Raw genomic sequence first — 13,458 nt, forward strand, 5'->3', positions numbered from 1 at the left:
AAATTGCTATTCTTTGTAACCGCTTGCTTTAGGTGCAATTCATAAAGAATTACTTTTATTATTTTATAGTTAGAGTTACGTATTTAGCCTTTTTTATCTTAAAATAGAAGGGAAGACTTTAAAAAGAAAGTGGATGGGATTAATGGCATTGCATAAGTTAGTAGTAATTTCTCTTGATTCGATGGGCTTTCGGGATCTTAATGAGCTACGTGAATTTGTTCCCCACCTGGATCAATTAATCAAAAGAGGGACCTGGGTCAAACGAGTTAAGGGAATCTTCCCAACATTAACTTACCCATCACATACTTCAATTATCACTGGTCAATATCCAGCAATTCACGGGATTGTAAATAACACTAAACTCCAACCACGGCGAGAATCACCTGACTGGTATTGGTACCGGAAAGATATTAAAGCAATGCCACTTTACGATGTTGCTCGCCAATCTGGATTGACAACGGCAGCTTTCTTATGGCCGGTTACTGCCGGAAGTAAGATTGATTATAATTTAGCGGAAATCTTTCCTAACCGGATTTGGACAAACCAAGTTTTAGTTTCACTTAAAGCCAGTTCACCACTATTTCTTTATAAGATGAATCACCGCTATGGAAAGTTGCGGCGGGGAATTAAGCAACCGTGGCTTGATGACTTTATAACTGCATGTGCGGTAGATACAATCAAAAATAAGCGTCCAGATTTAACGCTGATTCACTTAGTTGATATGGATAGTATGCGTCACCGCAATGGGGTTCGTTCGCCACAAGCTAAAGCTGCTCTTCAACGCCTGGACAGTCGTGTAGCAAAAATTATTCAGGCAAGCCGAGACGCGGGAACGTACAGTGATACGGATTTTGTAATTCTTGGGGACCACTACCAGATTAATGTTGAGAAAATGATCCACCTTAACATGGTATTTGCAGAACATGAGTTACTAACTCCAATTAAAGGAAAAACAACTTACAAGAATAATTGGCAAGTCACTGCTAAGACCTGTGATGGTGAGACCTATGTCTATGCTAAGGACTATGTTAACCTCAGCAAGCTAAAACAGTTAATCGCTGGTGTTGAAGGAGTAGAACGAATTTATGATGGAGCGGAAGCAGTAAAACTAGGCGCTGATCCTCGATGTGCGTTTCTTGTTGAAGCTAAACCTGGTTACTACTTTACAGATGAAGTTAATCGACCGGCAGTTGTTGAAAAGGTTGATCCTAACTCACTGGGAACTCATGATCGCTATCGTGCTGTTCATGGTTATGGTCCTAACCAACCAAATTACTTCACGACAGCTATCTTTGCGGGGCCAAGTATTAATCAAGGGAAAATGGTTGAGACGGCCCACTTGGTTGATGAAGGACCAACATTTGCAAAAATATTAGGACTTCATTATCCAACCCCTACAGCAGGACGGGTAATTCCAGGAGTGATTAAGAAGTGGGGTTAATTGTTTGAAATTTACTAAGCAACAATGACAATGGATCTTTTATGACTGGGCTAATTCGGGTTACGGAATTTTAGTGGTAACTGCTGTTCTTCCAGTTTATTTCAAGGCAATTGCAGGTGAAAACAGTATTAATGCAGCCAATTCGACGGCACTTTGGGGGTATGCAAATAGTTTTGGGATGCTGGTTGTTTCTTTAATGGCGCCATTACTCGGGGCATTAGCGGATTACCCAAACTCAAAACGACGCTGGTTAAATTTTTTTACCTGGATCGGAATTATAATGACGTTTGCCCTAGCAGTAATTCCACCAAAGCAGTGGGGAGTATTGCTGCTTATTTATGTTTTTTCAATTATTGGTTACTCTGGTGGAAACCTGTTTTACGACGGCTTTCTTACGGATGTTGCTGATGATCAGCAGATGGGTGCAGTTTCGACTACTGGTTACGGAATGGGCTACCTTGGTGGTGTGATTGTATTTATTATTTTTCTCATTGCACAAGTGTCTGGTGACTTTAATGGCCTTCTCAGTAGTTACGGGATTGCTAAGTTTAGTTTTATCCTTGCAGCAATTTGGTGGGTCATTTTTGCATGGCTATTGTTAAGGTACGGCCACCAAAGCCATAACGTTCAGGCAGTTACTGATCCAGTAAGGGATAGTTTTCATCGTTTAGGAAGAATGCTTCACCACATAAAACGGTACCGAAAGATTTCCTGGTTTCTTGTGGCCTACTCCTTTTATATTGATGGCGTTGATACTATTTTTACAATGGCAACCGCGATCGGAAAAGATTTAGGAATCGAAACGACCATGTTAATGCTGGTATTGCTTATGGTTCAATTAATTGCGTTTCCCTTTTCGATCTTATACGGGTTCCTAGCGCAAAAGACATCTAACCGGTTAGCGATTTTATTAGGAATCATCGTTTACCTGTTTATTTGTCTAGATGCACTACATTTAAAATCGTTAGCTGATTTTTGGGTTCTTGCAGTGTTAGTAGGGGCGAGTCAAGGAGGACTTCAAGCGTTAAGTCGCTCTTATTTTGGTCAACTAATTCCTAAAGACTCAAGCAGCGAATTTTTTGGCTTTTATAATATTCTGGGTAAATTTTCCGCGATTCTTGAACCGGTAATTGTTGGCTTTGTAACCCAATTAACGGGGAAGTCAACTGTAGGAGCAGCATCATTGAGTATTCTCTTTTTGATTGGTTTAGTTATTTTTCTACTCCTTCCACGGTTAACCAGAGAAAGTGGTAATTAGAATGGTAAAGATTGATGAGCAATTTATGCGTTCTGTATTAAACATTGTTGATATTATCCCATTTGGACGGGTAGCCACATATGGTCAAATTGCTAAGATAATTGAGCGACCACGAAACGCTCGCTTAGTTGGTAAAGCACTTGGGAAGTCCGTTAGCTATGGTAAGCATCCTTGTCACCGAGTAGTAACAGCAACTGGCAGACTAGTACCGGGATGGACTGATCAACGTCCGATGTTAATAGCTGAGGGAGTACCATTTAAAGACGAAAATCATGTTGATATCAAGCAGTGCCAGTGGCAGGGAATTTAAAGTATAAAAGAACGGTCAGCGAATTTTCGCTGACCGTTCTTTTATGTTTAATTACACAAACTTTACTTTTCGCGTGAGTATGATGCAATATCAGCAAGAATTTCGTTCATAAATGCATCTTGGCTCATTTCGTTTTGTTCCTTCTCACCGTACTTCCGTACAGAAACACCATTGTTGTTCTTTTCTTCGTCACCGACAACAAGAGTATATGGAACCTTTTGAGTTTGAGCTTCACGAATCTTGTAACCCATCTTTTCGTTCCGGTGGTCTACAACGACACGGATGTTAGCAGCTTTGAACTTCTTAGCAAGTTCATCAGCATATTCACCGTGAGCATCTTCATTAACGGGGATGATGTGAACTTGTTCAGGAGCTAACCAGGTAGGGAAGGCACCCTTGTAAATTTCAGTAAGGTAAGCAATGAACCGTTCCATGGTACCAACAACACCACGGTGAATCATAACTGGCATGTGTTCTTGACCATCGTTACCAACATAGGTTAAGCCAAACCGTTCTGGAAGCATGAAGTCTAGTTGGATGGTTGACATTGTTTCGTCGTTTCCTAAAGCAGTCTTAGTTTGAATATCAAGCTTTGGACCGTAGAATGCAGCTTCACCTTCTGCTTCGTAGTAGTCAAGATTTAAGTCGTCCATGGCAGCCTTCAACATTGATTGAGACTTTTCCCACATTTCATCGTTAGCGTAGTACTTCTTGGTGTTCTTTGGATCACGAAGAGAAAGACGGAAACTGTAATCAGTAATATCAAAGTCCTTGTAAACGCTCATGATTAACTTCAAAATCTTAGCGAATTCTGAACGAATTTGGTCAAGGGCAACGAATGTGTGACCGTCGTTCAATGTCATTTCACGAACCCGTTGAAGGCCGGAAAGGGCACCAGACTTTTCATAACGGTGCATCATTCCAAGTTCAGCAATCCGCAATGGAAGGTCACGGTATGAACGAATGTGGTGCTTAAATACTTGGATGTGACTTGGGCAGTTCATTGGCCGTAATTCAAGCATTTCACCATCACCCATGTCCATTGGTGGGAACATGTCATCGCGGTAGTGTTCCCAGTGACCAGAAGTCTTGTAGGCGTCGAGGTTCATCAAAACTGGAGTGTAAACGTGCTTGTAACCATCCGCAACTTCACGGTCAATGATGTAACGTTCAATTGTCCGACGAATAGTAGCACCCTTTGGCATCCAGTATGGTAAACCGGCACCAACCTTAGGATCAACGAAGAAGAGGTCAAGTTGGTTACCGATAACCCGGTGATCACGATCCTTAGCTTCTTGACGCTTCTTTAAGTCATCTTCTAGGGCATCCTTCTTGAAGAAGACAGTTCCGTAGATCCGTTGAAGCATTGGGTTAGAAGACATTCCCTTCCAGTAAGCCCCAGCAACGGAAAGAAGACGAAGGTTCTTAACAACGTCACCGTAAACGAGGATATCGGCATCAGCAACAGCTTTAACATCGCCAAGTTGGTACATTGCAACTTTACCATCCTTAGCACTTTCCTTAATCAATTCACTTGAATAAGGATCAGCTTCAACTTCAGCAAGAGCATCTTCAAGATCAACTTCAACAAATTCAACCTTTGCATCGTTCTTTGCAAGACCCTTGATAACATCTTCAAGAGCTGGTAATTCATCAGCAGAAACTTGTTGGTTATCCTTGTCAGAATCAACGTGGAAGCCATCTTCATCGGCAACAGCTTCACCAAGACGAATTCCCTTAAATTCTTGCTTTAAAGCTGCCTTCAACATTAATGCTGAAAGCTTCCGTAATGCTTGTAAACTTTCCTTTGAATCCCGATCGATCTTCTTAACTGATCCATCTGGTGACATAACAGCGACTTGAGCCATAAACAATCTCTCCTTCTTTGTAGTTAAACAAAAAACGTCCCTAACGCTACTAAATTAAATAGCGTTAGGGACGTCAATTATTTCATAATTAGCGTGGTTCCACCCATGTTCAGGACGTACTAATAGCGTCCTCTCTAAGGTGTATTAACGGACACGACCCGACTCACCTTATTTCGGTGAATGATAAGTAAAGGTGGTACAACAGAAGTTAGATCCTCAACGATGCTTCCAGCCTAGGCATCGACTCCCTGGTAGAGGGTAACTAAAGCGCATATCCTTTAATTGTCTATGATTATATCACTGGGAGAGCGGAGCGCAACCCCCTTTTTAAAAATTTTTAGTGACTAGGACTTGAAGCAGGTGCTGGTGCTGGGGTAGAAGCAGGATGCCCACCGTTATTAGCTTCATTGTTATTACTTTGGCTATTGCCAGAGTTACTTGGTTGTTGGTGATTATCTCCGCCATTGTTATTATTTTGGCTTGGTTGTGGAGCACTTGGTTGATTATCATGCGTATTACCATTGCCATTGTTAGTTTGGTGTTGGCCCTGGTTACTGTGTTGGGTTCGTGAACCGCCACCAATATTTCCAGTTGAGTATGAGAAGGAGTAGGTATCCTGGTTATCATCATCAGTTGTACTAGAAGAATGATACTTTTTGTGGTGCTTCTTCTTATGGGATGATGATTTGCTACTAGTGGAAACGGTAGTGTCATTAGTATCAGTATTAACAGGATCACGTTGCTTAATTAAAAAGACGATGATCATTATCACGAGAATTGCTAATAAAATTGCAAGAAGAATTTTAAAAAGACGATTCTTACCGTTAAAGTGAGGCATCTTCGGCTTCTTTGTTCCCTTATGAAGGTAGGAACGGCGATTATTATTTGAGTCATATAGTTGAACACGGGTTGGGCGTTCGTTGTTGTTTTGGTTATTCAATGAGTTCACCTCAGAGTTAAGGATGAGATTTATATTTTCAAAGATATATTATAACATTTAACCGAGTAATCAGCTGGATTAGCAACAATTGAAACCAAAAAATTAGGAGCCGGGGATAAACCCAGCTCCTAATTTAATCTTTACTTTTATTTAGGGAGGAAAAGATATAGGAGTTATCTTATGCTTCCTAATATACAGGTAAAATTTGAAGAAATTATGAGTGAAAGATAAAGGAATCGTTAATCTTCAGCGAGATCGTTATGGTTACCAGCCATCTTTTCTTCTTTTTGACCAAATCCACGACCTTCAGCAGCAAAACGCTTGTCACCACGGTATAATTCAACACATGTCCAAGCTAAGAGAACAAGGATAATAACGATAGTGATGTAGGCTAATACATCTGAAGTACCCTTTGACCAAATATCGAAACCTTCATAAGTTGAAGGAAGGTTGTAAAGGTTTAAGAAAGTTAATGCAATAACTGAAATCCAACCACAAACCTTAACCCATGAACGGTTACGGAACTCACCCATTTCGACTTCACTGTTGGTCATCATTAGTAATGGCAACATTGAGAATGGAAGAGCAAAGGCCAAGAAGACCTGTGAATTTTCCATCAAAAGATTCAAAGCAGTGTGTTGTTGAATAGTTGATTCACCTGAAGTCATACCAACACAGATCAGAACAGGGATAACCGAAATGATCCGGGTAACAAGACGACGTGCCCAAAGAGGCATCTTCATGTGAACGAACCCTTCCATGATTACTTGACCAGTTAAGGTACCAGTAATGGTTGAGTTTTGACCAGAAGCAAGTAAGGCAACAGCGAACAGTGTTGAAAGTACACCAGATTTAGCCACTGCGATTAGGATTGGGTTACTAAGCATTGAAGTGTTGTTCAAAGCATCGTAAAGACCAAAGAATGAACTATCTTGAACTGCACCAGTCTTAAATACGGCAACCCCCATGATTAATAGTAAGGCGTTAACAACGAAGGCCAATGACAATTGAATGTTAGAGTCCCAAGTTGTAAACCGAACAGTTTGGCGAATACTGTCCAAGTCGTTGTGATCGATTTGACGAGTTTGTGAAATTGCGGAGTGAAGGTACAAGTTGTGTGGCATAACAGTCGCACCAATGATACCTAAAGAACCACTTAATGGAGTGATTCCACCAATTTCTGGTGACTTTGCAATTGCCCTAGTAGAAGGCAACAAGCCCGCAAAAGCAGCACCCCAGTTAGGGTGAGACAATGCAACTTGGTAAGCAAAGACAAATAAAATAACTAGAATCAAGCAAGCAACGATTGCTTCAATCTTCCGGAAACCAATCTTTGTTAATAAGAGCAATACAAGAACATCAAGAACAGTAATAAATACTGATGGAATCAACGGAATGTGGAACAGTAAGTTAAGAGCGATTGCGGCACCAATAACTTCGGCAATATCAGTTGCCATGATTGCCAATTCAGTCATAATCCAAAGAATAACACCTAATGCTTTACCGGTACGGGCCCGTGTTGCCTGGGCCAAGTCCATTTGACTCACGATCCCGAGTTTAGCTGCCATGTATTGAAGTAACATCGCAATCAAACTTGAAATCAAGATAGTAGTCATTAAGGTGTATTGGAAACTCTGACCACCGGTGATTGAAGTAGCCCAGTTACCGGGATCCATGTAACCCACGGCAACTAATGCACCAGGACCAGAATAAGCGAATAATGTTCGCCAGAAACCTTTACCATGTGGAACCTTAACAGTTCCGTTAATCTCTTCAAGAGACTTACCGTTAGCATATTCAATTAAATGATGCTTACGGTGTTGATTTTTTGTGTTGTCCACGCCAAATCCACCTTTCATCTTTTTTTGTTAACACAAATTGAACAGATCGGTTAACTTAAATTGATTACTTTTTTAGGTTAACATAAAAAATAATGTACGACAATGGAAGATTGCCGATTTGACGGGCTTTATTAGGGAGGTGAGGAGCCTCAAAAGACAAATTTTGGTTGGCCTAACAAGGATCGAACCGCTTTCAAAAAAGCAAAAATAAAATTTAAAATTAATAAAAATAATTAATTCTTTCTAAAACAACAATAGAATGTGAGAGTTTTATAAAAGATATGGCAAATTTATGTTAACCGGTTGACAGCGAAATGATTATTCCCTTATAATCAAACGCATAAGATAAAAGAAGGATTTCACAAGCGAGGTATTAATGATGAAAGCTCTTGTATTAACTGCTGTTAAGAACTTAGAAGTTAAAGATGTTGACATGCCTGAAATCAAGCCTGATGAAGTGTTAGTTCACACTGCTTATGCAGGTATCTGTGGTACTGACCATGCCCTTTACGCTGGGTTACCAGGTTCTGCAGATGCTGTTCCACCAATTGTTTTAGGACACGAAAACTCTGGTGTAGTTGCTAAGGTTGGTTCAGAAGTTACTAATGTAAAGGTTGGGGACCGTGTTTCTGTTGACCCTAACATTTACTGTGGTGAATGTAAGTACTGCCGGACTTCACGCCCAGAATTATGTGAACACCTTGATGCAGTTGGTGTTACCCGTGATGGTGGTTTTGAAGATTACTTCACTGCTCCTGCTAAGGTTGTTTACCCAATTCCTGACAGTCTTTCATTGAAGGCTGCTGCTGTTACTGAACCACTTTCATGTGCTGTTCACGGTGTTGACTTGCTTACTCTTCACCCATACCAAAAGGCTTTGGTTATTGGTGATGGTTTCATGGGTCAATTGTTCGTACAAACTCTCTTGGCACAAGGTGTTAAGGAAGTTACTTTGAGTGGTCTTTCCGAAGATAAGTTGAAATTAAACCACGATAAGTTTGGTGCCAAGACCATCAACACTGCTAAGGGTGAAGAAATTCCTCGTGATACTTATGACATCGTTATCGAGGCTGTTGGTCGTCCACAAACTCAAGAACAAGCCGTTGAAGCAGCTGCTCGTGGTGGCCAAGTATTGATGTTCGGTGTGGGTAACCCAGATGATAAGTTCTCCATTAACAGTTACGAAGTCTTCCAAAAGCAATTAACTATTCAAGGGGCCTTCATTAACCCTTACTGCTTCGAGGACGCTATCGCATTAATGGGTTCAGGCAAGGTTGACGTATTGCCATTGCTTTCACACGAATTTGATTTCAAGGACGTTGATGACTTTGTTAACGGTCGAATCAAGGGTGTTTCTAAGGCTGTTGTTAAGGTAGCCGGTGAAGAAGCTTAATTAGAATTTTATTTAGGGACTGGGAAATTGATCCAGTCTCTTTTTTTGATCATGTTATTGACACGGTGTCACTTTAAATTATAAGATGAAACTAATTAAAATGACACGATGTCACTGAGGAGGCGTAAAACAATGCCAAGTACAACATATCAGCATTTACCAAAAGAGAAACAGTTAAAAATAGAGGCTGCTCTCTTAAAGGAATTTAGTAGTCATAGCCTTGCAGATGCTCAAGTAGCAAGAATTGTAAAGGATGCTGGAATTGCGCGGGGTGCATTTTATAAGTACTTTGAAAATATTCAGACAGCATACATTTACCTCTACCAACAAGCGGTTATTGAGATCCATACCGGAATTGTTGGTAAGCAAAAACTATCAGCAGAGGACTATTATCAGCAGGTTTCTTCATTTGTAAACGTTGTGAACGGGAGTAAGTATCACGAAATGATGAAGCTTCACTTTGAAATCAATGAACAACTTGTTGAGATTGCTGGCAACCGTAACTTGAGACCAAAGAGTGCTAATGAATGGGCAATTATGCTTTTGAGTCATGAAACAATTCGCGAATGTTTAGAGAAGCCCAGTCAGTCTGTAAAGCTTTTGAAGCGTTACTATCAAGCAATTGTTCCACTAACTAAGGAGGAAAACTAAATGTTCTTAGCGATTAAGGAAATCATGCATGAAAAACTACGCTATGGTTTGATTTTAGCGATGTTCATCTTAATCAGTTACTTGATAATAATTTTAATGGGGCTGATGCTGGGACTCGCTAATGAAAACACCGCAGCAATAAAGAGCTGGGATACTGAAACCGTGTTTTTAAATAAAAATAGTAACGATAATCTTAGCCAATCATTAATTAACCGCGAACAAATAAAAAATTTTAATGATAACGATACAGCTTTAATTGGTGTGACCCCGGTAGTGATGAAAACGACTGATCACGAAAGAAATAAACAAAATGTCCAATTTGTTGGCCTGGACGAGACTCAGTATATCTATCAAAAGAAATTGAACCTAGTGAGTGGTCATCGTCCACAGAACAACAAGGAAGTAGTTGTCGATGAAAGTTTACAGGATCAGGGTTACCGTTTAGGCCAAAAGATTATGCTTAATTCTTCAAAAAATTATCAAATTGTTGGCTTCAGTCGTGGGGCTAAATTAAATATTTCTCCCGTAGTTTACGGTAGTTTAAGTGATTGGAGAGACTTAAAAGGAATTAACAACAGCGTAGTAGCTAGTGGTGTTATTAGTAATCAAGAACTCTTAACAGGTGCCTTTCCACAGCTTCAACGTTATTCAGTCCAAAAGTTTATTGAAAAATTACCGGGGTATACTGCTCAGAATACGACTTTTATCTTTATGATTGGCTTCTTAATGGTAATTTCATTGATTATTATTGCAGTCTTTCTGTATATTTTAACAATGCAAAAGATGAGTCATTTTGCGGTTCTCCGGGCTCAAGGAGTTCCAGCGAAGCACTTAGTTAAGGCAACGATGGCTCAGGCATTGATTCTGGTAGTGGTTGGTTATGTAGGAGGTGTTATCCTAACTGAACTTACATCGCTAATATTGCCGACTGCTGTGCCAATCTTAATGAATTGGCCACTAATCGGCTTACTTGCAGTAGTGATGGTGATTTTAGGGATGGTTGGAGCACTATTACCCGTAAGGCTAATTTTGAAAATTGATCCTGCTAAAGCACTCGGTTAGGAGGTAGAAATGACAACAGCAATTAAATTAGAAAATGTAAATAAGTCCTTTGGTAAGGGCATCGGTAAGGTTCACGTATTAAAAGACGTTGACTTTGCAGCAAACCTTGGTGAACTATGCTTGGTTTTAGGACCATCAGGATCAGGAAAAAGTACTTTTCTAACCATCGCTGGAGGGTTACAAACACCCGATAGTGGTAAGGTGATTGTTGATGGTCAGGATTTTCTGAGTCTATCGAATAAAGAGCGAGATCAGTTTCGGTTAAATAAAATCGGCTTTGTCCTTCAATCATATAACTTACTGCCATACCTAAATATTGCTGACCAATTTAAGTTAGTCCAACAGGTGAAGAAGGAGGGCAACTTAGAGCCAAAGGAATTTCATGAACTACTAGAAGAACTTGGAATTGAAAAACTATTAAAGCAATACCCGGCTGAATTATCTGGGGGTCAAAATCAACGGGTGGCGATTGCTCGAGCATTGTATACTGAACCACAAATTGTCTTAGCCGATGAACCAACTTCAGCTCTAGATAGTGACAGAGTTGAGCTGGTGGGTCGGTTATTGAAGAAGTTAGCGGTTAAGCGAAATAAAGCAGTGATTGTGGTAACCCATGATCTTCGCTTACGACAATTTGCCGATAAAATTTATCAATTAGAGGATGGAAAGCTGAAACAAGAGGAAACCAACCAATAATTTCCCGGGAAATGTTAATAAGATTTAATTTAGATTCCTTTTGGGGAATTATGAAAAAACTTAAATCTTGGTATAATCATTTAATAATAAGCGTTTAGATAGAAAATGAGGAGGAAGTCATGGCCTTTTTAGAATTAAAGGACATTCACAAGTCGTACTACCTAGATAAACAAGCATTTCCGGTTCTAAAGGGGATTAATCTTTCTTTTGAACGTGGCGAATTTGTCTCGATTCTTGGTGAATCTGGTGGTGGGAAATCAACTTTGATGAACATCATTGGTGGACTTGACCGTAATTTCACCGGGAAAGTAATTGTTGACGGAAAGATGGTCGATCATAGCAAGGAAAAGCAACTAGATACTTATCGGCGGTCGACTGTTGGCTATATTTACCAATCGTATAACCTGATTTCACATTTAACGGTTCTTGATAATGTTTTAATTGCCCTTGATATGACAACTTTGGACAAGAATGCTCGTCGAAAGCGTGCACTAGAGTTACTTGAACGAGTTGGCTTAGCTGACCAAGTTAACAAGCATCCTAATCACTTATCTGGGGGACAAAAGCAGCGGGTGGCGATCGCTCGTGCGTTAGCTAGTGATCCACAATTAATCATTGCTGATGAACCAACAGGGGCACTCGATTCTGAAAACACTAAGGAAGTATTAACCCTGTTGGATGATATTGCTAAGGATGGAAAATTGGTGATTGCCGTTACTCACTCTCAAGAAGTGGCTGATCACGGGACACGGATTGTCCACCTTGTTGACGGTAAGATTGATGGTGATGAGCGACTTCGACCAGCTTATCCAATTCCTGATGATCCACAGCGACTTCAATCACGGGTCCTCCGGGCACTAGCAAGTTACCGAACTGCATTTAAACACTTAATGTATAACTTTTGGCGGAATTCGCTAATCATGCTTGGTACTGCAATTGGGATTTTTGCGGTTCTTTTGTTTAGCGGGTTAGGAAATGGGGTAAATGGTTATATGCAAGATCAGATTAACTCATTAGCCAATCCGCGGAGCATGACAGTTTTGAAGAATACAAGCGGGAAAAAGATGACACAGGACCAGCTACAAATGTCTGCTCAAAATATGATGGCTGATCCTCAATCAATGTTTATTAAACAAAGTGAGATTGACCGTGTGAAGAAGATTGCGGGGGTTTCATCAGTAGAAAAGGGATATATGTTACCGAGCTACCGATTATCGTATGAAAACCTTCAACAGAGTGGGACTTCATTGGATAGCTGGACCGATTCGACTACTACTCGAGGCATCACCAAAGGACATAAACCAGGAAATGGTGAAATTGTTCTTACTAAACAACAAGCAATTCAATTAAGTAGTGCTAAAAATTATAAACAATTGATCGGCAAGAACGTTCAAATTAGTTTTAATTGGGTTGATAATGCGGGGAAACCGGTTCAAGCTCAAGGCAATGTTAAAGTATCTGGAATCTCGAATGGTACTAGTGTTCGAACATCGCTTAATTCTGCAACCTTAGTTAAGATGATCCGGAGTGCTAACGGTAGTGTTCAACCAAACTTTCTTTCAGTAAATGTTAAGGATCTTGATCAGGTACAAACTGTTGCTGACAAGATTAATAACTTACGTAATAGTCAGAATAAACGGATCCTTGGTGCAATGACGGTCGGATCGATTTTGAAGACTGTTAACACCTATGTTAAGTTGGCATCAACTCTCTTGGCAGCAATTGCCGGAATTTCTTTATTAGTTTCAGCATTGATGATCATTGTGACGATGTACATGTCAGTTTCAGAACGAACGAAGGAAATTGGAATCTTGCGGGCACTCGGAGAACGAAAGAAGGATATTCGGCGGTTATTTACTTCTGAATCAATGTTTATTGGGTTCTTCTCGGCAATTCTCGCCTTAATAATCGTCTTCTTTGCAACATTAGCGATTAATCATGGGCTTTATCACTTAATTAAGTACAACATTATTCAGATTACTTTCGGTAACATTGTTT

11 protein-coding genes are annotated in these 13,458 nt (G+C 40.1%); 8 read left to right on the forward strand and 3 right to left on the reverse strand.

Annotated features, from left to right (window positions below):
- The first annotated feature begins 142 nt into the window (after nucleotides 1-142).
- From NFR46_RS02710 to NFR46_RS02720, 3 genes are read left to right on the forward strand one after another with little or no spacing between them, the layout of a single operon-like run.
- A complete protein-coding gene (locus NFR46_RS02710; RefSeq protein ID WP_251574454.1) occupies nucleotides 143-1,441 on the forward strand; it encodes an alkaline phosphatase family protein in 1,299 nt (432 codons plus the stop codon).
- 34 nt (nucleotides 1,442-1,475) lie between these two features.
- Nucleotides 1,476-2,699, forward strand: a complete 1,224-nt coding sequence (locus NFR46_RS02715) for an MFS transporter (RefSeq protein WP_251574493.1) — start codon at nucleotides 1,476-1,478, stop codon at nucleotides 2,697-2,699.
- A gap of 1 nt (nucleotide 2,700) precedes the next feature.
- The gene (locus NFR46_RS02720) at nucleotides 2,701-3,009 is read left to right on the forward strand and encodes an MGMT family protein (RefSeq protein ID WP_251574456.1); all 309 of its coding nucleotides are present in this window, start codon (nucleotides 2,701-2,703) and stop codon (nucleotides 3,007-3,009) included.
- Nucleotides 3,010-3,071: 62 nt separating this feature from the next.
- Here NFR46_RS02720 and thrS read toward each other — a convergent pair whose 3' ends face one another.
- The 3 genes from thrS to NFR46_RS02735 form a co-directional block, all read right to left on the reverse strand.
- Nucleotides 3,072-4,877 (reverse strand): threonine--tRNA ligase, encoded by a 1,806-nt coding sequence (gene thrS, locus NFR46_RS02725; protein WP_251574458.1) that lies wholly within the window; start codon nucleotides 4,875-4,877, stop codon nucleotides 3,072-3,074.
- A 337-nt stretch (nucleotides 4,878-5,214) separates the two neighbouring features.
- The gene (locus tag NFR46_RS02730; RefSeq protein WP_251574460.1) at nucleotides 5,215-5,817 is read right to left on the reverse strand and encodes a hypothetical protein; all 603 of its coding nucleotides are present in this window, start codon (nucleotides 5,815-5,817) and stop codon (nucleotides 5,215-5,217) included.
- 239 nt (nucleotides 5,818-6,056) lie between these two features.
- Entirely contained in the window at nucleotides 6,057-7,676 is a 1,620-nt protein-coding gene (locus tag NFR46_RS02735; RefSeq protein WP_251574462.1) for an Nramp family divalent metal transporter, read from the reverse strand.
- Between the two features lie 361 nt (nucleotides 7,677-8,037).
- On the opposite strand from NFR46_RS02735, the gene NFR46_RS02740 reads away from it, so the two are divergent.
- From NFR46_RS02740 to NFR46_RS02760, 5 genes are all read left to right on the forward strand, one after another.
- The gene (locus NFR46_RS02740) at nucleotides 8,038-9,051 is read left to right on the forward strand and encodes a zinc-dependent alcohol dehydrogenase family protein (RefSeq protein WP_182580362.1); all 1,014 of its coding nucleotides are present in this window, start codon (nucleotides 8,038-8,040) and stop codon (nucleotides 9,049-9,051) included.
- Between the two features lie 132 nt (nucleotides 9,052-9,183).
- The gene (locus NFR46_RS02745) at nucleotides 9,184-9,702 is read left to right on the forward strand and encodes a TetR/AcrR family transcriptional regulator (protein WP_251574464.1); all 519 of its coding nucleotides are present in this window, start codon (nucleotides 9,184-9,186) and stop codon (nucleotides 9,700-9,702) included.
- Entirely contained in the window at nucleotides 9,703-10,764 is a 1,062-nt protein-coding gene (locus tag NFR46_RS02750; protein ID WP_251574466.1) for an ABC transporter permease, read from the forward strand.
- A 9-nt stretch (nucleotides 10,765-10,773) separates the two neighbouring features.
- Nucleotides 10,774-11,460, forward strand: a complete 687-nt coding sequence (locus tag NFR46_RS02755; protein WP_251574468.1) for an ABC transporter ATP-binding protein — start codon at nucleotides 10,774-10,776, stop codon at nucleotides 11,458-11,460.
- A gap of 119 nt (nucleotides 11,461-11,579) precedes the next feature.
- Nucleotides 11,580-13,458 (forward strand): ABC transporter ATP-binding protein/permease (locus NFR46_RS02760; RefSeq protein ID WP_251574470.1); only part of this gene is annotated, 1,879 nt, incomplete at its 3' end.

This window comes from Limosilactobacillus agrestimuris (assembly GCF_943193105.1).
Classification (GTDB): domain Bacteria; phylum Bacillota; class Bacilli; order Lactobacillales; family Lactobacillaceae; genus Limosilactobacillus; species Limosilactobacillus agrestimuris.

What these genes read in the sequence shown, in the direction of transcription:
- NFR46_RS02745 (WP_251574464.1), top strand. Translation starts at nt 9,184, where the DNA reads ATGCCAAGTACAACATATCAGCATTTACCAAAAGAGAAACAGTTAAAA.
- NFR46_RS02735 (WP_251574462.1), bottom strand. Translation starts at nt 7,676, where the DNA reads ATGAAAGGTGGATTTGGCGTGGACAACACAAAAAATCAACACCGTAAG.
- NFR46_RS02755 (WP_251574468.1), top strand. Translation starts at nt 10,774, where the DNA reads ATGACAACAGCAATTAAATTAGAAAATGTAAATAAGTCCTTTGGTAAG.
- NFR46_RS02710 (WP_251574454.1), top strand. Translation starts at nt 143, where the DNA reads ATGGCATTGCATAAGTTAGTAGTAATTTCTCTTGATTCGATGGGCTTT.
- NFR46_RS02750 (WP_251574466.1), top strand. Translation starts at nt 9,703, where the DNA reads ATGTTCTTAGCGATTAAGGAAATCATGCATGAAAAACTACGCTATGGT.
- NFR46_RS02720 (WP_251574456.1), top strand. Translation starts at nt 2,701, where the DNA reads ATGGTAAAGATTGATGAGCAATTTATGCGTTCTGTATTAAACATTGTT.
- thrS (WP_251574458.1), bottom strand. Translation starts at nt 4,877, where the DNA reads ATGGCTCAAGTCGCTGTTATGTCACCAGATGGATCAGTTAAGAAGATC.
- NFR46_RS02740 (WP_182580362.1), top strand. Translation starts at nt 8,038, where the DNA reads ATGAAAGCTCTTGTATTAACTGCTGTTAAGAACTTAGAAGTTAAAGAT.